Here is a 24,927-nt window from a genome sequence, read left to right as displayed (position 1 = left end):
CGTAATAGGAAAAGATGGAACGATTATAACGTTGGACCTCCGGGCAGGATAGGCATTACGTCACGAAGCCCGTATAATGCGCAGCCAATCGTAGATTAGAAGCCGGAGAGAGCCCATGCGTCCTGCAGGCAGAGCACCACAACAAGTTCGCCCACTGACACTGACCCGTCACTATACCAAACACGCTGAAGGCTCAGTGCTGGTTGAGTTTGGCGATACCAAAGTTTTGTGCACCGCCACGGTAGAAGAAGGCGTTCCGCGCTTCCTGAAAGGTCAGGGCCAGGGTTGGATCACCGCAGAGTACGGCATGTTGCCGCGCTCCACCCACAGCCGTAACGCTCGCGAGGCCGCAAAAGGCAAGCAGGGCGGCCGTACGCTGGAAATCCAGCGCCTGATCGCCCGTTCGCTGCGTGCGGCGGTCGATCTGAAAAAACTGGGTGAGTTCACCATCACCCTCGACTGCGATGTGCTGCAGGCCGATGGCGGCACCCGTACCGCCTCCATTTCCGGTGCCTGTGTAGCGCTGGCTGATGCGCTTAATGCGTTGGTTGCTGCGGGCAAACTGAAGGCCAACCCAATGAAAGGGCTGGTGGCTGCGGTGTCTGTCGGTATCGTCAAGGGCGAAGCGCTGTGCGATCTGGAGTACGTCGAGGACTCTGCGGCAGAAACCGATATGAACGTGGTCATGATGGAAGACGGCCGCATGATCGAGGTGCAAGGCACCGCCGAGGGCGAACCCTTCAGCCACGATGAGCTGTTGGCGCTGCTGGCGCTGGCCCGAGGGGGCATCGAAACCATCTTCCAGGCGCAGAAAGCGGCGCTGGCAGAGTAATTTTTAAGGCGACTGAAGAGTCGCCTTTTTTACGCCCGACGGTCGGGCGGCAGTGCAGTAATGACAGATCTAACAGACCCAGACGAGGAGAAGCAGTAATGAAAGCCTATCAGCGCCAGTTTATCGAGTTCGCGCTTAACAAGCAGGTATTGAAATTCGGTGAGTTCACTCTGAAATCGGGCCGTACCAGCCCGTATTTCTTTAATGCCGGCCTGTTTAATACCGGGCGTGATCTCGCGTTGTTAGGACGCTTCTACGCCGAAGCGCTGATGGACTCCGGCATCGATTTTGATCTGCTGTTTGGCCCGGCATACAAAGGTATCCCGATCGCCACCACCACGGCGGTAGCGCTGGCGGAACACCATGAACGCGACGTGCCTTACTGTTTTAACCGTAAAGAAGCCAAAACCCACGGTGAAGGCGGCACTTTGGTGGGCAGCCCGCTGCAGGGCCGAGTGATGTTGGTGGACGATGTGATCACCGCCGGCACCGCAATCCGCGAATCGATGGAAATCATCGGCGCCAGCGGTGCGACTTTGGCCGGGGTGTTGATCTCTCTGGACCGTCAGGAACGCGGGCGTGCGGAGATTTCAGCTATTCAGGAAGTCGAGCGCGACTATCACTGTAAGGTGATTTCTATCGTGACGCTGAAGGATCTGATTGCTTATCTGGAAGAGAAACCGGAAATGGCGGCGAGTCTGGCGGCGGTGCGCGCCTATCGTGAACAGTACGGGGTTTAACGCGCTATTCACGTTGTCAGGCGCGCCAAAACGCGCCTGACAACGGTTTATTGCAGCTGTGCCGCCAGCAGCGGCCAGCGGCCGTCGAAGTCTTGCGTAGGACGGTAACGGAACTCGGAGCGCACGTAGCGTGACAGCATGCCTTCGCAGAAGGCCAGCAGTTGGCTGGCCAGCAGCGTTTCATCCACGATAAAGCCTTTGCCCTCCCGCAGCTTACGTTCTTTCAGCACCTGCCGCAGTTGCGCCTCTATACGTTCAAACAGCTGGCTGATCCTGCCCTGCAAGCGATCCTGCTCAAACATCAACGCATGGCCGGTCATGATGCGCGTCAGGCCAGGGTTACGTTCGGCAAACCCCAAAATCAGCAACAGAATCAGGCGCAGGCGGTTAAAGGTTTCTTTTTCGTCCTGCAGGATCAGGTTGATGCGCGTTATCAGGCTGTCTTCAATAAATTCGATCAGACTGTCGAACATCCGTGTTTTGCTGGGAAAATGCCGATACAACGCAGCTTCGGAGACACCGACGTTAGCGGCCAGCTTCGCGGTGGTGATACGCTGGCTGCCGTCGCTGGATTCCAGCATCTGGGCTAACGCCTGCAGTATTTCCTCGCGCCGGTTCCTTTTGGTATTTTCTTTTTCTGCCATGTCTGATTAGACCCTTGCTAAAACTGCTTAGACTTTCGGAAACCCGCGCACCGGCCATTGCAGAGAGATCTCTGTGCGGCTTATGTGATAGCTTTTTTTACGATGCTGGGGTCAGCGGCCTTAACGACCTGTGTTCTCCGCGCGACCTGGTGTGCGCTGTAATCGTTGCCGGACAAACCTTGCCATATACCCGTCATGCTTGAAGCTGCATCTGTGTTGGCTGCGTTATTCGGCCCATCTCCGGGCCTCACCCCTGACGGGGCCGCTGCAAGCAGCGTTCAAATCTGCTCCCGGCTGATTTGTCACTCACCCGAATCACTTACCACAGTAAGCTCATTGCTTACGGTCTTGATGCAACGCCAATTATTTTGGGTATAGAAATGTCCTTCTCTCTGGGCGGCAAGGTTTCGGACGACATTTCCCTGCCGGCCATCAAGCCTTGGGCTGCGCTTAGTGGCGACCCGAGTGGCCAAAGCCACCTGCGCCACGTTCGCTGCTGTCGAACTCTTCTACCAGATTGAACTCAGCTTGCACAACAGGCACAAAGACCATTTGCGCGATACGTTCGCCGGGTTCAATGGTGAAGGATTTCTGACCGCGGTTCCAGACGGAAACCATCAGTTGGCCCTGATAATCGGAGTCGATCAGGCCAACCAGGTTGCCCAACACCACGCCGTGCTTATGGCCCAACCCTGAGCGCGGCAAGATCACCGCCGCCAGATCGGTATCGGCAATGTGAATAGCCAGACCGGTAGGCAGCAGCGTGGTTTCACCTGGAGCCAGTTCAATCGCACTGTCCAGGCAGGCACGCAGATCGAGGCCGGCTGAACCTGGAGTGGCGTAGGTCGGTAAAGGGAAATCCTGTCCGATACGCGGGTCGAGGATTTTAACGTCGATTTTTTTCATCATAACGGCTGACTATCTCGTCTATTAAACGTTGGCCAAGGAGTGCCTTATCGCTCAGCGCCAGGCGCTTTTCTCCATCCTGCCAAAAAAGGTGCAAGGCATTGGTGTCACTGTTAAACCCGTGCTCTGCAAGCGATACATCGTTAGCGCAAATTAAATCCAGTTTCTTACGCGCCAGTTTTTGTCGCGCGTATTCTTCCACATTCTGGGTTTCGGCGGCAAACCCCACGACAAAGGGGCGATTTTTAGTCATTGCGGCGACGCCGGCAACGATGTCGGGGTTTTTTACCATTTTGAGGATGATTTCATCACCCTGTTTTTTTATTTTTTCACCGGCGATCTGCCCGGCACGGTAATCGGCTACGGCGGCACAGGAAATGAAAATATCCTGCTGAGCGGCGCGCTGCTGCACAGCCTGCTCCATTTCCAGCGCGCTGACGACGTCTACCCGGGTTACCCACGGCGGCGTCGGCTGGTTGACCGGCCCGGTCACTAACGTGACTTGCGCACCGCGTGCGGCGGCGGCCCGGGCGATAGAGAAGCCCATTTTACCGGAACTGTGGTTGCTGATGAAACGCACCGGGTCCAGCGCTTCACGCGTTGGGCCGGCGGTGATCATAATCTTTAAATGTTGCAGATCTTGCGAAGCGGAGAAATAACCGTTCGCCAGATCGACGATGTCCAACGGATCGAGCATGCGGCCAGGGCCAACGTCACCGCAAGCCTGGCTGCCGCTGTCCGGGCCCCACAGCAACATGCCGCGTGCCTGTAGCGTTTGCAGATTGGCCTGGGTGGCGGTGGCGCGATACATCTGCTGGTTCATGGCGGGTGCTGCGGCTATCGGCGCGTCGGTCGCCAGGCAAAGGGTCGTCAGCAGATCGTTGGCCATGCCGGCGGCGACGCGTGCCAGCAAATCGGCGGTGGCCGGGGCAAGAATCACTAAATCTGCCCATTTGCCGAGCTCTATGTGGCCCATCGCGGCTTCGGCGGCGGGATCCAGCAGATCGTCGGAGACCGGGTAGCCTGAAACTGCCTGCAGCGTCAGCGGCGTGATAAACGCTTTCGCCGCACTGGTCATTACCACACGCACTTCCGCGCCTCTGTCACGCAGGCGGCGCACCAGCTCTGGGCATTTGTACGCGGCGATGCCGCCACTGATGCCAAGCACAATATGTTTGCCGGAAAGTCCCGTCATCATGATTGTCCGATTGAAAACCGAAAGATGCGCCATTTTAGCATAACCGCCCGCCAGGTGAGTGATTCCGCTGCTTCTGCAGCTCGTTACATTACGCTTTGCGTAGCACTTCGCAATGTTATCAAACACCTGTCGTTACCCTTCGCGCTGCGTGGCATGCTTTGACGCTTTCGGGGGGATGATGATGAGCAGTCAGGTAATAACCTTGTGGCCGGGAGCGCTGGCGCCCCGGGAAAAGTTGCTGCGTTACGGGGCGGCGGCGCTGTCCGATGTGGAGTTGCTGGCCATTTTTCTGCGCACCGGGTTCCCCGGTCTGCATGTCATGCAACTGGCGGAGCAACTGTTGGAGCAGTTTGGCTCGTTGTACCACCTGATGTCGGCGGATCATCAGGTTTTCTGCAGCCACAAAGGATTGGGCAATTCGAGTTATGCGCAGCTGCAGGCGATTTCAGAATTGGCGTTTCGCTTCTTTTCCAGCCATCTGGCACAGGAAAACGCCATGCTCAACCCAAAAATAACTCAGCATTATTTGCAAAGCCTGCTGGCGCACCGTGAGCGGGAGGTATTTCTGGTATTATTTTTAGACAATCAGCACCGCGTTATTCGCCATCAGGAGATGTTTGCTGGTACCATCAGCAGCGTCGTCGTGCACCCGAGAGAAATTGTGCGTGAAGCGTTGAAGGCTAATGCGGCCGCCATTATTCTGGCGCATAATCACCCTTCGGGTAAGGCTGAGCCCAGTCACGCTGACCGTTTGATAACAGAGCATGTGGTTAATGCCTGCCTGTTATTGGAGATCCGAGTGCTCGATCATTTGGTGATAGGTCGGGGTGAGTGCGTCTCTTTTGCCGAGCGCGGATGGCTTTAAGCGATTTTTTCGCGATCCTTGAGGGATCTTTAGCTGTTCGGGACTTGAGCACTTACGCCTCAGAGCGTATACTACGCCACCTTTGAGAATCTTGGGTTTGGCGTAAGGGCCTATCTCAGCAGGTTTCTAACCTGATGTGTGGTTTCTGACCTGATGACGGGAGTCTCCTCAGTATGGAGTTTGCTGAGATGGGCTCTAAAAGCCTGACGAGGCGGCCATACCCTATACGAAGCTCGAGCTGATTTGATTTTTGGAGAATAGACATGTCCCGAGTCTGCCAAGTTACTGGCAAGCGCCCGGTGAGCGGTAACAACCGTTCCCACGCAATGAACGCGACCAAGCGCCGTTTTCTGCCGAACCTGCACTCACACCGTTTTTGGGTTGAGGCTGAGAAGCGCTTTGTAACGCTGCGTGTATCTGCTAAAGGTATGCGTGTTATCGATAAGAAGGGTATTGAGACGGTCTTGGCCGATCTGCGTGCCCGTGGTGAGAAGTATTAAGGAACTGCATCATGGCTAAAGGTGTTCGCGAGAAGATCAAGCTGGTTTCTTCTGCTGGTACTGGTCACTTCTATACCACCACGAAGAACAAGCGTACTAAGCCGGAAAAATTGGAACTGAAGAAATTCGATCCAGTTGTCCGTCAACACGTACTGTACAAAGAAGCTAAAATTAAATAATTTTAGTGGATTAATAAAAACCCGGCTTAGGCCGGGTTTTTTGTTTTATAAGGGTAGGAAACCGACGGGAGAGTGCCAGATGCCTGAATTACCAGAAGTTGAGACCAGCCGACGTGGGATTGAACCTTATCTTGTTGGCCATAGCATTCAATATGCTGTGGTGCGCAATGCGCGGCTGCGCTGGCCTGTTTCCGAGCAAATTCTGGCGCTGAGCGACCGGCCGGTACGCAGCGTACAACGCCGCGCCAAGTATCTGCTGATTGAACTGGACCAGGGCTGGATTATCGTCCATTTGGGGATGTCCGGCAGCCTACGCATGCTGGCTGAGGAAACCGAAGCCGGTAAGCACGATCACGTTGATCTGGTGATCAGTAACGGTATGACGCTGCGTTATAGCGATCCCCGCCGTTTTGGCGCCTGGCTGTGGTGTGACGATCTGGCAACCAGCAACGTGCTGGCGCATCTTGGGCCGGAACCGCTGAGTGAAGCCTTTACTGGCGCCTACCTGTACGAAAAATCACGCAACAAGCGTACGTTGATCAAACCCTGGCTGATGGATAACAAGCTGGTCGTGGGGGTTGGCAATATCTACGCCAGCGAATCCCTGTTTACCGCCGGGATCCTGCCCGATCGTCCGGCCGGCTCGCTGAGCAAAACGGAAGCTGAACTGCTGGTGGAAACCATCAAAGCGGTATTGCTACGCTCGATTGAGCAAGGTGGCACCACGCTGCGCGATTTCCTGCAGTCGGACGGCAAACCAGGCTATTTCGCGCAGGAGTTGCAGGTGTATGGCCGGGCGGGTGAACCTTGCCGCGCGTGCGGCACGCCGATTGAATCCGCTAAACACGGGCAGCGCAGCACCTTCTTCTGCCGGCGCTGCCAGCGCTGATTATTGTGCGGCGAGCTTTTCCATCAGTGCCCGGGTGACCACGTCCGGCAGGAAAGGTGCTATATCGCCGCCGTGGCGCGCCACTTCCTTCACCAGAGAGGAAGAGATAAACGACCACTCTTCGGAAGGCATCAGGAACACGCTTTCCAGCGTTGGCATCAGGTGGCGGTTCATGTTCGCCAACTGCAATTCATATTCAAAGTCAGAGACCGCACGCAGGCCGCGCACCAGAATGTTGGCATTTTGATGGGCGGCAAAATGCGCCATCAGTTCACTGAATCCCAACACTTCGACATTATCCAGATGCGATGTCACCTGGGTGGCTAACGCCACGCGTTCTTCCAGCGTGAACAGCGGTTTTTTGCTGGGGCTGGCGGCAATGGCCAGAATGACGTGATCGAACATCAATGACGCGCGCGTCACCAAATCCAGGTGGCCGTTGGTCAGGGGATCGAAAGTACCGGGATAAATGGCTTTACTGGTCATGATTCACTTCTCTGAAGAGTTGCGGCCCAATGCCCACAATGCGGCATATTTATTGAAGGTATATTGCGCGTTGACCACGGCTAACAGCAACCCCTGTTTACCGTCGAGGAAGCCGGCGCGCAGCAGCCAGGTTTTGCAGAAGGCGCCGAGCGTATGGGTCAGTATTGAGGAATAACCGCAGCGCTTGCCGGCCTGATGACGCTGATTGGCCCATTCTTCGGCATAACGCAGCTGTTTGCGCTGGAAGGCGAAAAAGTCGCGACAGGTCAGGTGCAGCAGATCGCCGCTGAGGGGTACCACTTTCGCGGCGCCTATATCGAGCGATTCGTGCACCAGATCGTCGTTATAGCGATAGCGTCGGTTGGCGTACAGCCGGTTGACGCGATCCGGATACCAGCCGCTGTGACGCATAAAACGCCCAAGGAACAGGTTGCGGCGCGCACAGCTGTAGACCTGATTGTCGTCGGGTGCGGCCAACGTCTGTTCAATTGACTGGCGCAGTTCAGGCGTGACGCGCTCATCGGCGTCGAGCATCAGAATATAGTCGTGGCTGGCGTAGCTTTGGGCTCGTTGGCGCTGTTTGCCGAAGCCCTGCCAGTCGGTATGGACGAACACTTTGGCGCCGAGGCTTTCGGCAATGGCGATGCTGTCATCCTGGCTGCCTGAATCGAGAATGACGACTTCATCCGCCCAGGCCACAGAGTGCAGGCAATCCGGCAGCAGCCCGGCTTCGTTCTTGGCGATGATCACCACCGACAGGCTTTTGCGGTGGCTCATTTAATGGCTCCGTGGCGGCAGATGCGGTTCCAGCAGCTGCAGCAGGCGCTGCAGCGCTCCCTGATTCTGATACAGCACCTCCACTGCGTGGCGGCCGTAATAGCGGCGATAGTCTTCGTCGGTGAGCAGGGTGGCGACTTCCTTGACCAGAGAGTCTTCGTCGGTCACGGTGATCAGCCCTTCGGCCTGCGACAGCTTGGCGCAGATATCCTTGAAGTTGAAGATATGCGGCCCCATCAGCACCGGAATTGCGTGTGCTGCGGCCTCCAGCGGATTATGCCCGCCGCGTTCTACCAGGCTGCCGCCGACAAAGGCCAGATCGGCAATGCCGTACAGCAGCATCAGTTCGCCCATGGTATCGCCAATTACCACCTGGGTGCTGCCGGAAGGGATTTCACCGCTGCTGCGCAGGGTGTAGCTGAAACCGGCTTTCTGCACCAGTTCTTTGGCGGTAGGGAAACGCTCAGGATGACGCGGCACCAGAATCAGCAGCAAGTCGGGGTGCTTTTCCAGTAACTTGCGGTGCGCCGCCAGCAGAATGGTTTCTTCACCTTCATGGGTGCTGGTCGCGATCCACACCGGGCGACGCGGTGCCCATTGGCGGCGTAACGTGATCGCGCGCGCAGCCAGCTCGGGAGTGACGGAAATGTCGAATTTCAGGCTGCCGGTCACGGTCAGCTGTGAGCGCTTCAGGCCAAGTTCGATAAAACGTTCGCCATCTTCCTGATTTTGCGCTGCGATCAGCGTGATGCGGCGCAGCATGTCGCGGACAAAACCGCCGATTTTTTTATAACCGGCTGCAGATCGGGCAGAAAGGCGTGCGTTGGCGATCACCAGCGGGATCTGGCGCTGATGCAGCGCGTTAATCAGATTTGGCCACAGCTCGGTTTCCATGACGATAACCAGCTTGGGATTCACCTGATCGAGAAAACGGCGCATGGAGCCGGGCAGGTCGTAAGGCAGATAAACATGATGAACGTCTTTACCGAAAGCGGACTGAACGCGCTCTGAACCTGTTGGCGTCATCGTGGTCACAGTAATCGGTAAATAGGGATAGCGGTGGCGTAGCGCGCGGACCAACGGGATGGCGGCCAGCGTTTCCCCCACGGAGACGGAGTGCAGCATGATGCCGCCCGGCACCACTTTTCCGGCGCAGAAGCCATAGCGTTCTGCCCAGCGTTTACGGTAGGCTGGAGCTTTGCGGCTGCGCAACAGTAAGCGGAGCCAGATCAGGGGTTGGATGAGGTAGAGTAGTACCTGATATAAACGCAGCAACATTCTATCAATTTCATTTATATGGGTTAGTCAGAATAGTACCATAACCGCAAGGGAAAGGCGCTAATTTGGTAACCTTTGGTGTCAGTTTCAGACAACAAGCGAGAGATTTCGCTGATAGGCTTGGAATGAAGAATATTTTAATTATTCGCCGCGACAATATTGGCGATCTTGTTTGTACGACTCCTCTGATTGAAGGGGTGAAAATTGCCTATCCGGATGCCAAACTTTATCTGTTAATCAATAAAGTCAGCCAGGATGTTGTTAAAAACAATCCGCACCTTGAAAAGGTTTTTGTCTATAAAAAGGCAAAGCACAAGACGAAAAATGAAACCACATTAGGGGTTTATTTCGAACGTCTGATGATTTTTCTTAAGCTGCGTAAAATAAAATTCGACGCGGCGATCCTGGCCAATCCGGTTCCTTGCAAGTACAGCCTGCGTTTGGCGAAAATGGCGGGGGTAAGCAATATTATTGGCGCAGATTTAGGCACGACTGATATTCATCATCCTTTCCGTAAGCAAGATTTCAGCGGCAAGCATCAGGTAGAGCATACCTACAGCTACTTATCGGCGATTACCGATCAGCGCATCCCGATCCCGCCGGTCCGGGTGTTCCTGACCCCGGAAGAGCGCCAACAGGCGGCGCAACGTTTGCAGAAACTCTTGCCGCCGGTCGGGCGAGTTTGCGCGGTCCATATCAGTAGTCGCAGCCCTAAACGTCGCTGGCCGATAGAGCGCTATGCTGAAATTATCAATCGCTTAGTCGCCGATCAAAACACCGCCGTGCTGATTTTCTGGTCCCCGCAAGGCACGCTGACGCCTGACGATATCGGTGACCAAAAACGTGCAGAACAGCTGTTGGCGCTGTGCCAGAATGAACGCGTGGCGCTTTACCCGACGGCCTCGGTGCGGGAATTACTCGCCGGTTTTGATTTATGCGACAGGGTGTTGTGCAGCGACGGCGGGCAGATGCATCTGGCTGCGGCGTTGAATAAAGATATGGTGGTGTTCTTTGGCGATACGGATAAAGAATCCTGGCACCCATGGACTGGGCGTTATCATATTCTGCAAACCGAATCGGGTGATTGTATTGATGTCACTGTTGATGATGTCTGGCAAAAGCTAAAAACGTTCGATTAATTAAAATAAGGGCAGGGGATCCCCTGCCTTATTTATTTCTTAAGTGACAAATAGCTCTGGCAAATAGGTTCAAGCCCGTAGTTCAGCAACTGTTGGTGATTAATTGCAGGCGGTTGGGCGTAAATTTTCGCCATTTTTTCTGCCAGCGATTTTTCATTGAGTTCCGCCAGTGCACTACCCATTCCGGCATTTTCCAGAATTTCCGCAGGTCCACCCGGGCAGCTTGTACTGACCACCGGCGTGCCGCATAGCAATGCCTCCACCAGCACATTGCCAAAGCCTTCGCTGTCGGAACTGAGCACCAACAACGACGCGTGCCGAATAAACGGATAAGGGTTGGCCTGGAAACCGAGGAACAGTACGCGGTCGGCGATACCCAACTGGCTTGCCAGCTGTTTCACTTCCCCTACGTTGGCTTCGCTACCGGCGCCAATCAGTGCCAGCGGCGCCTGTATGCCCGACTGCGCATAGGCTTTCAGCAGGCGATCGTGCCGCTTGTGCGGATGAAAGCGCCCGACGTGTACCAGATACTCCTGGCCTGCCAGCTCACAGGGTTCTGCCGCCTGTTGTTCGATGGCGGCAATATCAAACGGGTTGTTGATTACCGCCAACCGGTTCGGGCGGATAGCCAGGTTTTGTTGCAGGTCTTCACCGACGGCTTTCGAGACGACAACGATATTTTGGCTCTGGTAAACGCCGGCGATTTTCCGCTGTTTCAACCAACGATCCAGGCCCTTGCGATGACCGAGATAAGAGGTCGATAGCATGCCGTGGATGCAAAACCACAGGCGATCCGAAGAGAGCAGCTTGCTGCGGCTGACGATGCGATCGGTTTTATGCAGGTTCGAGAACACCAAATCATAGGCGCCCTGCCGGCGTTCGTTGTCGGCAATCACCCGATCCAACGCGGCGGCGCGGCGCGACAGTTCGGTCAGTTTGCGCCAGGGTGAGCGGCTGCGATCCGCCACCACCTGATAATGAACGCCAGGAGGGATAGGGTAGTTACAGACGTCGCGAAGCGAAATCAGGCTGACGTCATTGCCCATTTGCCGCATGCCCTGACACAGTGTCAGCACCACTTTTTCTGCGCCGCCGCCGGGCAGGCCGTCGATAATCATCAGAATACGCATCGTTAATCCAGCAACCGGTTATAGAGGGAGATCAGCTGTTCCGACAGGTGCGCCGGGGTGGCAGACATAATACGCGACCTCGCGGCTTCGCCCATAGACGAGCCCAATGCCTGACGAGGCAATGCTTTGATCGCCGCGACCAGGGCGGGAACATCCAGCGCATCGGTCACGAAGCCGTTTTCCCCCTGGACGATAAATTCCGCGCCGCCGCAGGTGGTGCTGGTGATGACCGGCAGGCCGCAGGACATTGCTTCCAGAATCACATTGGGGAACGGGTCGTACAGCGTGGGCAGCAGCAGGGCATCAGCCACCTGATAGAACGGCAGCGTCTGTTTTTGCACGCCCATAAACCGCACCCGATCGCCGCATCCCAGCGACTGTGCCAGCGCCTGATAGCGCTTTTCAGCCTTGTCTTTACCGACGACCAGCAGATAACTGTCCGTGGCCGCGACGGCGCGGATGGCGGCGGTCAGCCCTTTGCGTTCAAAGCCGGAGCCAACAAAAATCAGGCAGTGCGCCTGTTGAGGGATCTGGTATTGCCGGCGTAATTGTTGCCGCTGATCGAGCGTGGCGGGCAGAAATTTTTGATTATCGATGGCGTTGTAGATCACCGTGATTTTATCGGCCGGCACCCCAAAGTCGTCGATGATCTCCTGCTTAATCATTTCTGCGTTGCAGATGACCGCTTTCAGTTCCGGTGCGGCATACATCGCACGTTCCGCGCACATTACGTAACGGTGATAGCGGTTGGAAAACAGCCATTTGCGGCGCCATTCGGGCAGCAAGCGCGCTCTCTGCAACAGCCAGCGGCGGTGCACGCCATCACCGGCGCGGTAAATATCGCAGCCGGGAATACGTTCGTGGCTCTGCACCAGATCGAATTTCTCTTTCTGCCATAGCGCTCTGGCGGCCTCGGCAAAGCCGCGTTCACGGCTGATGCGGCCAAGCTTTATCGGATTGCACAAATGAATATGCCAGTTCGGATGGGTGTCACCCTGCCATTCGCGGGTGATAACGTTCAGTTCGAGATCCTGCTGCTCCAGCGCTTCCAGGGCGCGTGAGACGAAACGCTCCGCTCCACCGTCCGGGCGGTACTTTTGACGAACGATCGCCAAACGAAATGCTTTCATGCTAGCTGGCTCCGCGCGGCTGCAATCACCGCGTCTGTAGGTATAAGGTCCAGGTAACGTTCATCAGTGCCGGTATTGATGGCGTCCGGATCGGGCAGGGTTCCGAAGTCGCCGGCCCATATCACGCAGCCGTTAACCTGCCATGGGCGCCAAAACACCAGTTTGGAAGGGCCAAACAGCGCAATGCAGGGGGTCTGCAGCGCAGCGGCCATGTGCATGGGCACCGAATCTACACCGATAAACAGTTTAGCGTGGTCGATCAGGGCGGCAAGCTGACGCAGCGTTAACTGGCCGGCCAGAGAAACTATGCCCTGCGGGGGACAGAGTGCCAGAATGCGCTCCACCATTTCCCGCTCTTTTGTGTCCGGCCCCGAGGTGATCACCAACCGGTGGCCGTCGGCCTGCAACGCGCTGACGGTGGCGGCCATTTTTTCTTCGCTCCAGCATTTGAAGAACCAACGGGACGTGGGTTGTACCACGATATAATCGCCGCTAATGCCCTGTTGCCGTAACAGCTGTTCGCAAATCTGCCAGTCCTGCGACGGATAGCTCATGGTCACCTGCTGGCTGAGGGCGGGCAGGCCGAGCGGTTGTAACAGCGACAGATTCTGCTCAACGGTATGCAGCCGCGCGTGATCGCTTACCGGCACCAAATGCGTGTGGCAATGGCGCCATAAGAAGCCTCGCCGCTTGGGAAAATCGAACCCCAGCCGAATACGCGCTCCGGTCAGGCGGGCGATAATGGCGCTACGCCACTGATCGGCCAGATTGACCACCAGATCGTAGTCTTGGTTTTTGAGCTGCCGGATCAGAGTAAGCTCGTGGCGCAGATGGGCTTTCGTACCCTGTTTTTTCCACTGGCGATCGATAACGAAGATATTCGACAGCGCCGGGTGGCTGGCCAGCATATCCTGGGTTTCTTTATACAGCAGCACGTCGATCTGCGCCTGCGGGTAGTTTTGCTGCAGGGTATTGATGACCGGAGTGACCAGCAACATGTCGCCGTGATGGCGAAGTTTAACGATCAGAATACGCTGTATTGAAGTATCAGGAGCTAGGGCTGGCGCGTCGTTCATCATGAGTCGCTTTCAGGGAAACCAATCTTTGATTCTAAATGACCCGATCGCATGTGGCTACTGTTGCACGGTTTTCTTGCCGCGAAGTGAAAAAATAGCGTGAAGGAGAGACAAAAGGCCTTCAACGTTGTCCAAACCAGGCAGCAAAGTCGTTTGCCCTGGCGAAACGCCCTGCGTAACATATATGCATTCTGTTGATATCAGGCCCGATATTTATGACCAAACCGGCGTTTCTCATCACCATTGATACCGAAGGCGACAATCTGTGGCAAAACCACGATCGTATTTCGACCGAAAACACGCGCTTTTTGCCGCGCTTTCAGGCGTTGTGTGAGAAATATGGCTTCAAGCCGGTGTATCTCACCAACTATGAAATGGCGGTAGACGTCGAATATGTCGAGTTTGCCCGCGATGTGATTGCGCGCGGTACCGGGGAGGTAGGCATGCACCTGCACGCCTGGAACAGCCCGCCCCTGACGCCGTTGACCGACGATGACTGGCGGCACAAACCTTATCTGATCGAATACCCGGCCGATCAAATTCGCGCCAAGGTCGATCATATGACCAAACTGCTGGAAGATGCTTTCCAGACCAAAATGCTCAGCCACCGTGCCGGGCGCTGGGCGTTTAACGAGTATTATGCGGCGTTGTTGCTGGAATACGGCTATCAGGTAGATTGCTCGGTCACGCCACGCGTCAACTGGCAATATTCGCCGGGCAACCCGCAAGGGAATGGCGGCACCGACTACCGGCACTTCCCGTCACAGGCCTATTTTATCGATCCGGAAAATATCGCCGAAGCAGGCACCTCAACGCTGCTGGAAGTGCCGATGAGCATCCAGTATAAGCATTCGCCGCTGATGAATACGATCAAGCAGGGTTATGATCGGTTGCGCGGCAAGCAGCGTTCGCCGTCGGTAAACTGGCTGCGGCCAAGCGGCGGCAATCTGGAAAAAATGCAGCGGGTGGTTGAGCGTTGTTTGGCGCAGGGGCATGATTACGTTGAATTTATGCTCCACTCTTCCGAGTTTATGCCCGGCGGCAGCCCGACGTTTAAAACCGGGCAGGATATTGACGTGTTGTACCGCGATTTGGAGCAGCTGTTCGCCTGGCTGCAACAGCGTACGGTCGGCATGACGCTGGCTGAATACTATCAACTTAAAGTGAACTGACATGTCGAAAAAATGGAAAATTAAGGTCGCGGATTGGTTTTTGCGACGTTATACCGCAAAGTTTGGCCGTTTCCAGGATAAGGCGACTTTCGACAGTCGGCTGCAGTTTGACAATATCGTCATCTATTCGACCACGGCGTTGGGCGATTTTATGTTCAACACCCCCGCGCTGCGGGCGATGCGGGAGCGCTATCCCGATGCACATATTACGCTGGTAGTGCACAAGAAGAATCAGGAACTGGTGGAAAACGGCCGTTACTACGATCGCGTAGTGTATTGGGACAGTAAAATAAAAACCATGCGTCCGTTGTTGAAGTCATTGCGCGAACATCAGCCTGATTTGGCGCTGATCCTGCATTCACATCTGCCGTACGACATCATCAGCGCGGTATTATCCGGCGCCAAATATATTATCCGGGATAACTACAGCTCCGGGATTTGCGGGCTTGAACCCTGGCTGACCAATTATATCTTCCATTATTACGGTCATTTTATTCGCCGCAAGCTGGAGCTGATTTCAGTTTTGGGTTGTCGCAGTGACGATCCCACCATGGAAATCCCTGCGCCTTATCAGCCGGGCATCAAAAGTAGCGAGCACTGTACTATTGGTTTTCAGCTGGGAGCCTCTACCGAGTCACGCTGCTGGCCGGTCTCGCATTTCGTACGACTGGCCGACGAGCTGGTGGCCAAACACGCCAATGTGCGTATTGTGCTGATTGGCGGCCCTTTTGATGAGGGGAAAGCGCAACAGTTCCTGAGCCAGGTGAACCCGGAAACCCGGGCTTGTGTGGACAACCGGATTGGTAAAACGGGATTGCAGGCGCTGTTGACGCTGATCGACAGCTTCCACGTGCTGATCACCGGTGATACTGGGCCTCTGCATCTGGCGGTGGCGCTGAAGGTAAAAACCATCAGCCTGTTTGTCACGGCGGATTCACGTTCTACCGGCCCGATTCAGGATCCTGAACTTCATCGGATTATTCAGGTTTCCCGCACCGGTTACACAATGCCGCTGGAAGCAGAAAGCCCGATGGGTGTAATCCAACCGCAGCGCATTTATGCTGAGGTGGTGGATCATCTGTCGTTGAGTTAATCGTGTTTTTAGCGCTTTTTCAGTCGCCAGCGGATTTTTGACAGCCAGGTATCTACCCAAGCGTACCGCATTTGCCGGATTTTTTTTCGCGGTACGCCGCTATTACGGCAGACGTCAGCCACGTGTTTGAAGGTGCGCAGCGCTTCCGGTTCATAATGGTAGTAGCCGTACAGCGCTTTCGACATGCTTTTCACTTCCGAGAAACAGTTGGCGAGCATTAAGGCCGCCAATCGTCGCAATGGCTCATCATGCGGGTGCCGCTCGATAAAACCCAGCGTTTTGCTGATGGCAAACAGCATATCTTCAATATCTTTGGTTTTGACGTTGCGGGTGATCCCCCGGCTGTTATCCCGATAGAAATAGAGCACATGGTCGAGATGGGCGATTTTCCGGGTTTTGAAATACTGGAACGGCGTGAAAATAACGTCTTCATAGCGCCGGCCGTTTTCGAAAGACTCCCCTTCCAGCAGCGAACGTCGGTAGACCCGGCTCCAGAGATGCCACATTGAACGGGCAAACAACGGGGCGAGGCAGGCCAGACCCTGGTTGTCAAAATCATAAAGGCTGCGGCGAACGCTTGTCTGGTGGGGCAGCACTGGCGGGGCATCGATAAACTTTTGATAGTTAAAATCGATCAGGTCGTCTTCATCGGCCTGCAGCAACGGCCGCAGAATGGCCAGGTAGTCAGCGCTCAGCAAATCGTCCCCGTCAAGGAAGGTAATAAAGCGCCCGCGTGCGTGCTGCAGCCCGACGTTACGGGCACAGGCGATACCGCCATTTCCCTGCGAGATAAAAGTCACATGCGGATGCGGGAAGGCTGTCAACAATTGGCGCACTCGATCGGCGGAAGCATCGGTTGAACCGTCGTCAATAATGACCACTTCAATATCGTCGCCGATCTGGTTGAACAGTGAACTCAGGCTGGCGACAACGAAATCCTCATTATTGTAAAAGGGCACAATAAAACTGAGCAGCAGCGGGGATGAGTTCATATCGTTCAATCCTGGGAAACCGGCATTTTCTTCATCGACAGCACGCTGGCAATGATCGCCAGGCAGAATATTGCCGTGCCTTCGGTGCTGAAGAAGATAACGTCGCTGAGTCCGTAAACAAACAGACTGAATGTCACCCCCAACAATAACGCATTACGATGCGGCTTAAGAGCACTGATGAATAAGCCAACGTAGAGCGCGAGTAAAAACAGCACGCCCCAAACACCTTTTAGCGAGTAGGTTTCCAGCAGCTCGTTATGCAGATGCACATTGATATAAGGCATGACGCCGGACAGATGGGGTTCGTGGGCAACCATGGCGCGGATTTCTTCTCCGCGTTGTTCTGCTGATTGGCCTAGCGGTGCCGCCGAGCCGGTGCGTATTGCGACGATCTGCATTGAGATGCGGGAAATAATCGAGTTCTCGGTCTGCGGTTGATCGATCAGCCGCATGTCGGTCTGAAATGCCGCGATACGCTGCTCTATCTGTGATTTGAAGACCATACCGCAGGCGAGCAACAACAGTGGCACTGAGGCTATCAGCAGGATCTTGTGCTTATGTGAAATCAGGTTTTTCGTCGCCAGTATCGACAGGCCAATCGCTACCGGATAGACCAGCATGGCAGCCCGCGTTCCGGTGAGCACCAGCGTGGAAAACGTAACAAGGAAGCCGATGATATACAACGGGATACGGTATTTACTGCGCAGCATCAGTATCGCCTGCAGCATCACCAGATTGATGGCGGTAATCAGGTAGGCGGCGACTGTGGCGCGGTCGAAGTTGATTTCTATACGCGGAATATCCAGCCACAGCCCTTGATAAAGCGAATAACCGTTGACCGCGATACCGGTCGCCAGCGCGACGACGATAAATGCGCGCTGCATGCAAAGGCGCTCATTTAACGCAATCAATAAGATAAACGCGGTGGCGATCAGCAATTTCCCGGTCGACATATAAGAGCGGTAGATGTTGATGTATTCTCCGGGCTGCTTGAAATGGTTCATCCAGAAAATCGTCGACATACCTACGCAGAAAAACAGGACGGGCAGAATCAAATTTCTTTTGTTTTTAACAAAATACTTTAGGTTCAGGCAAACGGCGATGAACGAGATATAGCTGGAAATATAAAATAAATTTCGTCCGGTAGCGGAGCCGAAAGGGATGGTGCAAAAAGCGATGGCGCACCCCAGATAGATAAGGTAACTGAAGGCGGGATGCGGTGTGGTTTCTTTCAGTAGTAACATGGGCTGTGTTTCCGGCTCGCATTACGAGTGGGCAATAAATGATTTCAGCGTGTCATCAAACTCGGCTTTGAACATCGTGTAGCTGAAATGTTCGACCGGGTAACGTTGCGCATTTTTACTCATGTTTTGATAGGTTTCCGGCGTCATCAACCTTTCGACTGCATCCGCGCACTCCAGGTGCGACAGCAGCTTCGGCACCACCAGAGTATCGGTAACCGGATCGTAAACATCGTGAGGGAAATCCACTTTGATACCGCTCAATCGTTGATGTTCTTCAACCGTTACCGAGGGCGTTAGCCCAATGCCGCAGTATCCGTCTTTAATCACCTCAGGCTGGCCATCGACCTGCGGGAAAATCACCGGTACGCCAAAATAAAGCGCTTCCATACAGGATAAGCCGAAGGGTTCGGTAATCGGCGTGCTCATATAGATATGGGTACGGTTGAAGAAGTCGGCCACGTTATCCTGAAAACCGCTGAAAGTAACCCGATCGCCCAGCTCAAGCTTTTCTGCCAACGCTTCAAACGCCGCTCGATCCGGCCCCTTGCCGGCGATTTCTAAGGTGACATCATGTCCGCGGCGCAGTAGCTCCTGCATCATTAACAACGAAACGCTAATGCCTTTCAGGCTCACCAGGCGAGACGCCGTACCTATCCTCACCGGTCGGCTCAGTGGTTTCAAACTATCATGGATACCGATAGGGGTTTTAAGCCGGTTAATCACCACGTGATTTGGGCAAGGCAGGTTAAAGCGCAGCGCCATCACACGCTTTGAGGCGTAAGATGCAGATATGCAGCCGTCCAGCATGGCGAGAAATCGCAATGTCTTGGGGTTCTTCGGGTAGCGCCAGGAACAGCCGTGATCGTAATAAACCAGTTTGCTGCGTTTAGGCTTCGCCGCCAGTCCGGGGACCAGATCCCAGACAATCACTACGTCGGCATTGGCTTTCTCGATTTTTCTTTTCAGCAGGTACTTGCGCAAGAATTGGGGGCAACGCAGTGGCAGCGCATTGATAAGCCGGTTGGCAAACGTGACCTTTTGGTCAGGCATTTGCCGGCGGATCTCTTCGCCGATCTCACTGCTAATGCAAATCACCTCATTACTGCCGTCGGTCGTATCGTTGATATACTGCAGGAACAGGCGCTCAACGCCCCCCATTTTCCCTAAATTGATAACATGTAGTTTTTTCATCCAATAACCTTTTGTAACTCGGCCCTTACTGCGTCGGCAGAGAGGGTCGCCATACTTTTTTCTGGGGAAATCAGTGGGTGCTGATTTTGCCCATAGCCGCCGATCAATCCCGGATCTGTCGGGCCGAACAACGTGATGTTAGGCCTGTCGAGCGCCGCAGTCAGGTGGCTGAGACCGGTATCGACCGAGACTACGCCTTTCGCGCCAGCCAGCACCTCGGCTACCTGCTGCAGGCTGAGTTTTGGCAGCACCTCGACGTGCGGGAAGCCTTCCGCCAAACGCAGTGCACGCAGGCGTTCGTGTTCCGCACCCCACGGCAATTTGATCTTCAGCCCGCTTGGCGCCATCAGTTCAATCAGTTCGCGCCAGTGCGACTCAGGCCAATGTTTCTCGTCGCGGGTCGTTGCGTGCAAAAACACCAGGTATTGCCCGGCGTCGGCCGGCAGGTGGTTGAGAAAGCGCGCCGCAATGGCGTAATCGCCGTAGCTTTCCGGCTTGTCGTAGCCCAGACTTTTGGCAAACAGTTCACGGGTGCGCTCCACGGCGTGCTGTTGTTTGTCGATGTCATGACGGTGGTTGTAGAACCAGCTGGCAAAGGGTTCGCGAGCGCTCTTGGCATCCTGGCCATGCTTGCTGCCTTTGGCGATGCGGGTGATCAATGCGGCGCTTTTGATTAACCCCTGGGCGTCGATCACCACGTCGTAGGTGCGTTCCTGCACCAGACGTTTAAAATCGCAACGCTCCTGACGGGTCTCGCTGCCAAACCAGTTTTTACGCCAGCGGCGGATCGCTACCGGGATCACGCGGTCTACCGCCGGGTGCCAGGTGGGGATCTGGCTGAACCCTTCCTCCACCACCCAATCGAAGCGGATGCCGGGAATCGCCCGCATGGCGTCGGTCAACGCCGGTAGCGTATGGAGCACGTCTCCCATCGAGGAGGTTTTTACAATCAACACCTGCATGCTTACTTAATCCTCGCTGGCGGCAAGCAACGGCGTCAGCGCGTCCAACACCTGCTGTGGCTGAATATCAATCAGGCTCTGATGGTAACCCTGATCGGCATCGCCTTTGCGTATCTTATGGTAACCGCTGATTAAGCGGATCACCTTGGCTTTATCGGACAGCGGCGGCGTGAAGTCCGGGCTGCTTGGCCCGTACAAGGCTATCAGCGGCTTTTTCAAGGCCGCGGCAACGTGCATCAGGCCTGAGTCGTTGCTGACCACCGCCTGGCAGGACGCCAGCAGGATCACGGCCTGTTCCAGCTGGGTTTCCCCGGCCAGATTCATACAAAATACTCGAGCGTCGTCATCCAGCGCCGCGCGGATTTGTTCGCCCGCTTCGTGATCCTTGGCCGAGCCAAACAGCGCGATTTGATAACCCTGGTCGATCAGCATCTGGGCCAACCGGGCGTAGTGGTAGTGCGGCCAGCGTTTGGCCGGGCCAAATTCGGCCCCCGGGCAGAAACCGATAATCGGCCGGTGATCGGTCAGGTTGAAGGCTGCAGTGGTTTCGGCAATTTCTTCGTCGCTCACCTTCAACTGCGGCCACAGCAACGGCTGCGGCAGATCTTCGGCGCGCTGAATGCGTTGCTTGTCATAAGCCAGCGCCACATAGCGCTGTACCATCAGCGGAAAGGCCGCCTTGTCCAGCACCCGAAGGTCATTCAGCAGGCCGTAGCGCATTTCGCCACGCCAACCGGTACGCTGCGGCACCTGAGCAAAGAACGGCACCAACGCGGATTTGAACGAATTGGGGAGTACGTAAGCGCGATCGTAGCCGTTGGCGCGCAGTGCGCGCCCCAGACGCCGACGTTCACCGAGCGCCAGCGCGCCGTGGCCTAACGGCATCGACAGAGCCTGATTGACCTCCGACATACGCGCCAGCAACGGACGGCACCAGGCGGGTGCCATCACGTCAATTTCCGCTGTCGGGTGCTCGGCCTTCAGGGTGCGGTAGAGACTTTGCGACATCATCATATCGCCAACCCACGAAGGGCCGATAACCAGTATTTTCATACCCTGAATGATTTCCTTCAGCTTAAGCGGTGCGGTTCAACCAGGCCATATACTCTTTCACGCCTTCGGCGACCGTTTTGAACGGTGCATCATAGCCGGCAGCGCGCAGCTTGGTCAGATCGGCCTGGGTAAACGCCTGGTAGCGGCCTTTGAGTTTTTCCGGGAACGGGATATTTTCCACCGCGCCTTTCTGGTGGAAATCGACCACTGCGTCGGCTACCGCCTGGAAGGTCTCTGCACGGCCGGTGCCGCAGTTGAAAATGCCGGACACGCCGCTTTTCCAGAACCACAGGTTTACCGCCGCCACGTCGCCGACGTAGATAAAGTCACGCTTGAAGTCCTGGCTGCCGTCGAACAGTTTCGGGTTCTCGCCGCGGTTGATCTGGCTGTTCAGGTGGAATGCAACGCTGGCCATGCTGCCTTTGTGGCCTTCGCGCGGGCCATAAACGTTGAAGTAACGGAAGCCGCAGATCTGTGAATCCGCCTCAGGCAGAATGTCACGCACGTACTGATCGAACAGGAATTTGGAGTAACCGTACACGTTCAGCGGCTCTTCAAACTGGCGCTCTTCGATAAATTCTTCACGGCCGCCGTAGGTGGCTGCCGATGAGGCGTACAGGAACGGGATTTCGCGATCCAGGCAATAATGCAGCAGGTCTTTGGAGTACTGATAGTTGTTGTCCATCATGTACTTGCCGTCCCACTCGGTGGTGGACGAGCACGCGCCTTCATGGAACACCGCGTCGATTTCACCCAGATCGTCACCGGCCACGATGTTGGCGATAAAATCTTCTTTATCGATATAGTCGGCGATATCCAGATCGACCAGGTTGGCGAATTTGGTGCCGTCTTTCAGGTTATCTACCACCAGGATATCGCGATACCCTGTGTCATTCAGCGCCTTAATGATATTGCTGCCGATCATGCCGGCGCCACCAGTAACGATAATCATTGGGTTACCCCTATTATTCTGCCCGGTGGGACAGGGTGCCCCACGCTCAATGCCGCTTATAATAGCATTTCATGCCGCCGCAAACATCGGACGGGCTCTGAATATCCCGCGATGTCGAGCATCAAAGCACTTTGCCGTGATATCTGCTGCAATTTTCATATTCTCTCCTGTGTATTGTCGTCAGTTTGGTTACAAATCAGTAAAATATGTGGAAAACAGACCCATCCTGGAGATAACCGAATGTCCGCGTCTTTTTATCAGCAGTTGGAACAACAGCTTGCAACCGCCCGTAGCGAAGGGTTGTTCAAGGAAGAGCGCATCATCACCACCGCTCAGCAGGCTGATATCGCCGTTGCCGACGGTCGCCACGTGATCAACTTCTGCGCCAACAACTACCTTGGCCTGGCCAACCATCCGGCGATGATCGCGGCGGCCAAGGCCGGTATGGACAGCCACGGTTTCGGCATGGCGTCGGTGCGCTTTATTTGCGGCACCCAGGACAGCCATAAGCAGCTGGAGCGGAAATTGGCCGATTTTCTCGGTATGGAAGACGCCATCCTGTATTCCTCTTGCTTCGATGCCAACGGCGGGCTGTTCGAAACGCTGCTTGGGCCGGAAGACGCGATTATCTCCGACACGCTGAACCACGCGTCTATCATCGACGGCGTACGTTTGTGCAAGGCGAAGCGTTATCGCTATGCCAATAACGACATGAACGAGCTGGCTGCGCAGCTGAAACAGGCCAAGGCCGATGGTGCGCGCCACATCATGATCGCTACCGACGGCGTGTTCTCCATGGACGGCGTGATCGCCAACCTGAAAGGGGTATGCGACCTGGCGGACCAGTATCAGGCGCTGGTGATGGTGGATGATTCTCATGCGGTAGGTTTCGTTGGCGCCAATGGGCGTGGTACCCACGAGTATTGCGACGTGATGGGCCGCGTCGACATCATTACCGGCACCTTGGGCAAAGCGCTGGGCGGCGCTTCCGGCGGTTATACCGCGGCGAAAAAAGAGGTGGTGGAGTGGTTGCGCCAGCGTTCGCGGCCTTATTTGTTCTCCAACTCGCTGGCGCCGGCGATTGTCGCCGCTTCGATCAAAGTGCTGGAACTGCTCGAGCAGGGCGATGCGTTGCGCGATCGCCTGTGGGCCAATGCGAGCCTGTTCCGCGAAAAAATGACCGCGGCGGGCTTTGAGCTGGCCGGGGCCGATCACGCCATCATCCCGGTGATGTTGGGGGAAGCAAAGCTGGCGCAGGAGTTCGCCAACGCGCTGCTCAAGGAAGGCATTTATGTGACCGGTTTCTTCTATCCGGTGGTGCCGAAAGGCCAGGCGCGCATCCGTACGCAGATGTCTGCCGACCACACCCCGGAGCAAATTGAACGTGCGGTCGCGGCGTTCATTCGTATCGGTAAGGATCTTGGCGTTATTGCATAAGGTAAAACCATGAAAGCATTGTCAAAACTGAAAGCGGAAGAAGGGATTTGGATGACCGATGTGCCTCAGCCGGAGCTGGGCCATAACGACATCATGATTAAAATCCGTAAAACCGCGATCTGCGGTACCGATGTTCATATTTATAACTGGGATGAATGGTCGCAGAAAACCATTCCGGTACCTATGGTGGTCGGCCACGAGTACGTGGGTGAAGTGGTCGCCATGGGACAGGAAGTTAAAGGGTTTAACGTCGGCGACCGCGTTTCCGGCGAGGGCCACATCACTTGCGGCCACTGTCGTAACTGCCGTGGCGGCCGCACTCATCTGTGCCGCAACACCATTGGCGTAGGCGTGAACCGCCCTGGCTCGTTTGCTGAATACCTGGTGATCCCGGCGTTTAACGCTTTCAAGATCCCGGACAATATTTCCGATGAGCTGGCGTCAATCTTCGACCCGTTCGGCAATGCGGTGCATACGGCGCTGTCGTTCGATCTGGTTGGCGAAGACGTGCTGGTTTCCGGTGCCGGCCCGATAGGCATTATGGCCGCGGCGGTGTGCAAGCACGTTGGTGCCCGCCATGTGGTGATCACCGACGTTAACGAATACCGGCTGGAACTGGCGCGTAAAATGGGCGTGACCCGTGCGGTGAACGTCAGCAAAGAAAACCTGAACGACGTGATGGCCGAACTGGGCATGACCGAAGGGTTCGACGTGGGGCTGGAAATGTCCGGCGCACCGCCGGCGTTCCGTACGCTGCTGAATGCGATGAACCACGGCGGGCGTATCGCCATGCTGGGCATTCCACCGTCGGACATGTCGATCGACTGGAACCAGGTGATCTTCAAAGGGCTGTTTATCAAAGGGATTTATGGCCGAGAGATGTTTGAAACCTGGTATAAGATGGCGGCGCTGATCCAGTCAGGCTTGGATTTGACGCCTATCATCACTCACCGTTTCTCGATCGATGAGTTCCAACAGGGCTTTGACGCCATGCGCTCCGGACAGTCCGGAAAAGTGGTTTTGAGCTGGGATTGACAATAAAAAGGGCCGGAATTTTCCGGC

26 protein-coding genes are annotated in these 24,927 nt (G+C 55.4%); 11 read left to right on the top strand and 15 right to left on the bottom strand.

The genetic code is table 11. The features are described 5' to 3' along the window. The first annotated feature begins 115 nt into the window (after positions 1-115). Positions 116-832, top strand: a complete 717-nt coding sequence (gene rph / locus V2S86_RS24275) for a ribonuclease PH (protein WP_004953365.1) — start codon at positions 116-118, stop codon at positions 830-832. 98 nt (positions 833-930) lie between these two features. Continuing rightward, positions 931-1,572, top strand: coding sequence for an orotate phosphoribosyltransferase (gene pyrE / locus V2S86_RS24270; protein WP_004953362.1), 642 nt, complete (start codon positions 931-933; stop codon positions 1,570-1,572). Between the two features lie 47 nt (positions 1,573-1,619). Here pyrE and slmA read toward each other — a convergent pair whose 3' ends face one another. From slmA to coaBC, 3 genes are all read right to left on the bottom strand, one after another. Beyond that, a complete protein-coding gene (gene slmA, locus V2S86_RS24265) occupies positions 1,620-2,216 on the bottom strand; it encodes a nucleoid occlusion factor SlmA (RefSeq protein ID WP_006320137.1) in 597 nt (198 codons plus the stop codon). Between the two features lie 450 nt (positions 2,217-2,666). Beyond that, the gene (gene dut / locus V2S86_RS24260; protein ID WP_330764480.1) at positions 2,667-3,125 is read right to left on the bottom strand and encodes a dUTP diphosphatase; all 459 of its coding nucleotides are present in this window, start codon (positions 3,123-3,125) and stop codon (positions 2,667-2,669) included. Then, positions 3,103-4,320 (bottom strand): bifunctional phosphopantothenoylcysteine decarboxylase/phosphopantothenate--cysteine ligase CoaBC, encoded by a 1,218-nt coding sequence (coaBC, locus tag V2S86_RS24255; protein WP_330764479.1) that lies wholly within the window; start codon positions 4,318-4,320, stop codon positions 3,103-3,105. The genes dut and coaBC overlap by 23 nt, the downstream gene beginning before the upstream one ends. Before the next feature lie 181 nt (positions 4,321-4,501). Between coaBC and radC the strand changes: the two genes are divergently transcribed. The 4 genes from radC to mutM all read left to right on the top strand — a co-directional run bounded on the left by radC (position 4,502) and on the right by mutM (position 6,753). Then, the gene (radC, locus tag V2S86_RS24250) at positions 4,502-5,185 is read left to right on the top strand and encodes a RadC family protein (RefSeq protein ID WP_311995433.1); all 684 of its coding nucleotides are present in this window, start codon (positions 4,502-4,504) and stop codon (positions 5,183-5,185) included. Between the two features lie 263 nt (positions 5,186-5,448). Next, a complete protein-coding gene (gene rpmB, locus V2S86_RS24245; RefSeq protein WP_004931195.1) occupies positions 5,449-5,685 on the top strand; it encodes a 50S ribosomal protein L28 in 237 nt (78 codons plus the stop codon). A gap of 11 nt (positions 5,686-5,696) precedes the next feature. Continuing rightward, complete coding sequence (gene rpmG / locus V2S86_RS24240; RefSeq protein ID WP_002208990.1) at positions 5,697-5,864, top strand: 50S ribosomal protein L33; 168 nt, start codon at positions 5,697-5,699, stop codon at positions 5,862-5,864. Between the two features lie 79 nt (positions 5,865-5,943). Continuing rightward, a complete protein-coding gene (gene mutM, locus V2S86_RS24235; protein WP_330764478.1) occupies positions 5,944-6,753 on the top strand; it encodes a bifunctional DNA-formamidopyrimidine glycosylase/DNA-(apurinic or apyrimidinic site) lyase in 810 nt (269 codons plus the stop codon). On the opposite strand, the gene coaD is transcribed toward mutM, so the two are convergent. The 3 genes from coaD to waaA are packed head-to-tail and all read right to left on the bottom strand — an operon-like array spanning position 6,754 to position 9,294. Then, a complete protein-coding gene (gene coaD, locus V2S86_RS24230) occupies positions 6,754-7,239 on the bottom strand; it encodes a pantetheine-phosphate adenylyltransferase (protein WP_330764477.1) in 486 nt (161 codons plus the stop codon). Positions 7,240-7,242: 3 nt separating this feature from the next. After that, positions 7,243-8,016, bottom strand: a complete 774-nt coding sequence (locus V2S86_RS24225) for a glycosyltransferase family 2 protein (RefSeq protein ID WP_330764476.1) — start codon at positions 8,014-8,016, stop codon at positions 7,243-7,245. Then, positions 8,017-9,294 carry a lipid IV(A) 3-deoxy-D-manno-octulosonic acid transferase gene (gene waaA, locus V2S86_RS24220; protein ID WP_330764475.1) on the bottom strand — a complete coding sequence of 426 codons (1,278 nt, stop codon included), beginning with the start codon at positions 9,292-9,294 and terminating at the stop codon, positions 8,017-8,019. Positions 9,295-9,419: 125 nt separating this feature from the next. On the opposite strand from waaA, the gene V2S86_RS24215 reads away from it, so the two are divergent. Beyond that, complete coding sequence (locus V2S86_RS24215; protein WP_330764503.1) at positions 9,420-10,433, top strand: glycosyltransferase family 9 protein; 1,014 nt, start codon at positions 9,420-9,422, stop codon at positions 10,431-10,433. Between the two features lie 32 nt (positions 10,434-10,465). On the opposite strand, the gene V2S86_RS24210 is transcribed toward V2S86_RS24215, so the two are convergent. The 3 genes from V2S86_RS24210 to rfaQ are packed head-to-tail and all read right to left on the bottom strand — an operon-like array spanning position 10,466 to position 13,772. Beyond that, complete coding sequence (locus V2S86_RS24210; protein ID WP_330764474.1) at positions 10,466-11,563, bottom strand: glycosyltransferase; 1,098 nt, start codon at positions 11,561-11,563, stop codon at positions 10,466-10,468. Positions 11,564-11,565: 2 nt separating this feature from the next. Beyond that, positions 11,566-12,693: a glycosyltransferase family 4 protein gene (locus V2S86_RS24205; protein ID WP_330764473.1), complete on the bottom strand. Its 1,128-nt coding sequence runs from the start codon at positions 12,691-12,693 to the stop codon at positions 11,566-11,568. Beyond that, complete coding sequence (rfaQ, locus tag V2S86_RS24200; RefSeq protein WP_330764472.1) at positions 12,690-13,772, bottom strand: putative lipopolysaccharide heptosyltransferase III; 1,083 nt, start codon at positions 13,770-13,772, stop codon at positions 12,690-12,692. Before rfaQ ends, V2S86_RS24205 begins: the two co-directional genes overlap by 4 nt. 212 nt (positions 13,773-13,984) lie before the next feature. Here rfaQ and V2S86_RS24195 point away from each other — a divergent pair, with 212 nt between their 5' ends. Continuing rightward, complete coding sequence (locus V2S86_RS24195) at positions 13,985-14,941, top strand: polysaccharide deacetylase family protein (RefSeq protein ID WP_330764471.1); 957 nt, start codon at positions 13,985-13,987, stop codon at positions 14,939-14,941. A 1-nt stretch (position 14,942) separates the two neighbouring features. Continuing rightward, positions 14,943-16,034 (top strand): glycosyltransferase family 9 protein, encoded by a 1,092-nt coding sequence (locus V2S86_RS24190; RefSeq protein WP_330764470.1) that lies wholly within the window; start codon positions 14,943-14,945, stop codon positions 16,032-16,034. Between the two features lie 8 nt (positions 16,035-16,042). Here V2S86_RS24190 and V2S86_RS24185 read toward each other — a convergent pair whose 3' ends face one another. The 6 genes from V2S86_RS24185 to rfaD are packed head-to-tail and all read right to left on the bottom strand — an operon-like array spanning position 16,043 to position 22,428. Further along, the gene (locus tag V2S86_RS24185) at positions 16,043-17,026 is read right to left on the bottom strand and encodes a glycosyltransferase family 2 protein (protein WP_330764469.1); all 984 of its coding nucleotides are present in this window, start codon (positions 17,024-17,026) and stop codon (positions 16,043-16,045) included. 5 nt (positions 17,027-17,031) lie between these two features. Next, the gene (locus V2S86_RS24180; RefSeq protein WP_330764468.1) at positions 17,032-18,270 is read right to left on the bottom strand and encodes an O-antigen ligase family protein; all 1,239 of its coding nucleotides are present in this window, start codon (positions 18,268-18,270) and stop codon (positions 17,032-17,034) included. A 21-nt stretch (positions 18,271-18,291) separates the two neighbouring features. After that, positions 18,292-19,461 carry a glycosyltransferase family 4 protein gene (locus V2S86_RS24175; protein WP_330764467.1) on the bottom strand — a complete coding sequence of 390 codons (1,170 nt, stop codon included), beginning with the start codon at positions 19,459-19,461 and terminating at the stop codon, positions 18,292-18,294. Next, on the bottom strand, positions 19,458-20,423 hold the full coding sequence (gene rfaC / locus V2S86_RS24170; protein ID WP_330764466.1) for a lipopolysaccharide heptosyltransferase RfaC: 966 nt from the start codon (positions 20,421-20,423) through the stop codon (positions 19,458-19,460). Before rfaC ends, V2S86_RS24175 begins: the two co-directional genes overlap by 4 nt. 6 nt (positions 20,424-20,429) lie before the next feature. Then, positions 20,430-21,476: an ADP-heptose--LPS heptosyltransferase RfaF gene (rfaF, locus tag V2S86_RS24165; protein WP_330764465.1), complete on the bottom strand. Its 1,047-nt coding sequence runs from the start codon at positions 21,474-21,476 to the stop codon at positions 20,430-20,432. A gap of 22 nt (positions 21,477-21,498) precedes the next feature. Then, the gene (gene rfaD / locus V2S86_RS24160; protein WP_330764464.1) at positions 21,499-22,428 is read right to left on the bottom strand and encodes an ADP-glyceromanno-heptose 6-epimerase; all 930 of its coding nucleotides are present in this window, start codon (positions 22,426-22,428) and stop codon (positions 21,499-21,501) included. Positions 22,429-22,668: 240 nt separating this feature from the next. Here rfaD and kbl point away from each other — a divergent pair, with 240 nt between their 5' ends. Together kbl and tdh are read left to right on the top strand one after the other, a co-directional pair. Beyond that, positions 22,669-23,865 carry a glycine C-acetyltransferase gene (kbl, locus tag V2S86_RS24155; protein ID WP_004953277.1) on the top strand — a complete coding sequence of 399 codons (1,197 nt, stop codon included), beginning with the start codon at positions 22,669-22,671 and terminating at the stop codon, positions 23,863-23,865. A gap of 9 nt (positions 23,866-23,874) precedes the next feature. After that, a complete protein-coding gene (tdh, locus tag V2S86_RS24150; RefSeq protein WP_004953275.1) occupies positions 23,875-24,900 on the top strand; it encodes an L-threonine 3-dehydrogenase in 1,026 nt (341 codons plus the stop codon). Positions 24,901-24,927: the final 27 nt, after the last annotated feature.

The organism is Serratia sp. C2(1) (assembly GCF_036352655.1).
Lineage (GTDB): Bacteria > Pseudomonadota > Gammaproteobacteria > Enterobacterales > Enterobacteriaceae > Serratia > Serratia inhibens.
This window is presented reverse-complemented; position numbering and strand designations above follow the sequence as displayed.

Excerpts from the sequence above, each read along its gene's own strand:
- rph (WP_004953365.1), top strand. The coding sequence starts at position 116 with ATGCGTCCTGCAGGCAGAGCACCACAACAAGTTCGCCCACTGACACTG.
- pyrE (WP_004953362.1), top strand. The coding sequence starts at position 931 with ATGAAAGCCTATCAGCGCCAGTTTATCGAGTTCGCGCTTAACAAGCAG.
- slmA (WP_006320137.1), bottom strand. The coding sequence starts at position 2,216 with ATGGCAGAAAAAGAAAATACCAAAAGGAACCGGCGCGAGGAAATACTG.
- dut (WP_330764480.1), bottom strand. The coding sequence starts at position 3,125 with ATGATGAAAAAAATCGACGTTAAAATCCTCGACCCGCGTATCGGACAG.
- coaBC (WP_330764479.1), bottom strand. The coding sequence starts at position 4,320 with ATGATGACGGGACTTTCCGGCAAACATATTGTGCTTGGCATCAGTGGC.
- radC (WP_311995433.1), top strand. The coding sequence starts at position 4,502 with ATGAGCAGTCAGGTAATAACCTTGTGGCCGGGAGCGCTGGCGCCCCGG.
- rpmB (WP_004931195.1), top strand. The coding sequence starts at position 5,449 with ATGTCCCGAGTCTGCCAAGTTACTGGCAAGCGCCCGGTGAGCGGTAAC.
- rpmG (WP_002208990.1), top strand. The coding sequence starts at position 5,697 with ATGGCTAAAGGTGTTCGCGAGAAGATCAAGCTGGTTTCTTCTGCTGGT.
- mutM (WP_330764478.1), top strand. The coding sequence starts at position 5,944 with ATGCCTGAATTACCAGAAGTTGAGACCAGCCGACGTGGGATTGAACCT.
- coaD (WP_330764477.1), bottom strand. The coding sequence starts at position 7,239 with ATGACCAGTAAAGCCATTTATCCCGGTACTTTCGATCCCCTGACCAAC.
- V2S86_RS24225 (WP_330764476.1), bottom strand. The coding sequence starts at position 8,016 with ATGAGCCACCGCAAAAGCCTGTCGGTGGTGATCATCGCCAAGAACGAA.
- waaA (WP_330764475.1), bottom strand. The coding sequence starts at position 9,294 with ATGTTGCTGCGTTTATATCAGGTACTACTCTACCTCATCCAACCCCTG.
- V2S86_RS24215 (WP_330764503.1), top strand. The coding sequence starts at position 9,420 with ATGAAGAATATTTTAATTATTCGCCGCGACAATATTGGCGATCTTGTT.
- V2S86_RS24210 (WP_330764474.1), bottom strand. The coding sequence starts at position 11,563 with ATGCGTATTCTGATGATTATCGACGGCCTGCCCGGCGGCGGCGCAGAA.
- V2S86_RS24205 (WP_330764473.1), bottom strand. The coding sequence starts at position 12,693 with ATGAAAGCATTTCGTTTGGCGATCGTTCGTCAAAAGTACCGCCCGGAC.
- rfaQ (WP_330764472.1), bottom strand. The coding sequence starts at position 13,772 with ATGATGAACGACGCGCCAGCCCTAGCTCCTGATACTTCAATACAGCGT.
- V2S86_RS24195 (WP_330764471.1), top strand. The coding sequence starts at position 13,985 with ATGACCAAACCGGCGTTTCTCATCACCATTGATACCGAAGGCGACAAT.
- V2S86_RS24190 (WP_330764470.1), top strand. The coding sequence starts at position 14,943 with ATGTCGAAAAAATGGAAAATTAAGGTCGCGGATTGGTTTTTGCGACGT.
- V2S86_RS24185 (WP_330764469.1), bottom strand. The coding sequence starts at position 17,026 with ATGAACTCATCCCCGCTGCTGCTCAGTTTTATTGTGCCCTTTTACAAT.
- V2S86_RS24180 (WP_330764468.1), bottom strand. The coding sequence starts at position 18,270 with ATGTTACTACTGAAAGAAACCACACCGCATCCCGCCTTCAGTTACCTT.
- V2S86_RS24175 (WP_330764467.1), bottom strand. The coding sequence starts at position 19,461 with ATGAAAAAACTACATGTTATCAATTTAGGGAAAATGGGGGGCGTTGAG.
- rfaC (WP_330764466.1), bottom strand. The coding sequence starts at position 20,423 with ATGCAGGTGTTGATTGTAAAAACCTCCTCGATGGGAGACGTGCTCCAT.
- rfaF (WP_330764465.1), bottom strand. The coding sequence starts at position 21,476 with ATGAAAATACTGGTTATCGGCCCTTCGTGGGTTGGCGATATGATGATG.
- rfaD (WP_330764464.1), bottom strand. The coding sequence starts at position 22,428 with ATGATTATCGTTACTGGTGGCGCCGGCATGATCGGCAGCAATATCATT.
- kbl (WP_004953277.1), top strand. The coding sequence starts at position 22,669 with ATGTCCGCGTCTTTTTATCAGCAGTTGGAACAACAGCTTGCAACCGCC.
- tdh (WP_004953275.1), top strand. The coding sequence starts at position 23,875 with ATGAAAGCATTGTCAAAACTGAAAGCGGAAGAAGGGATTTGGATGACC.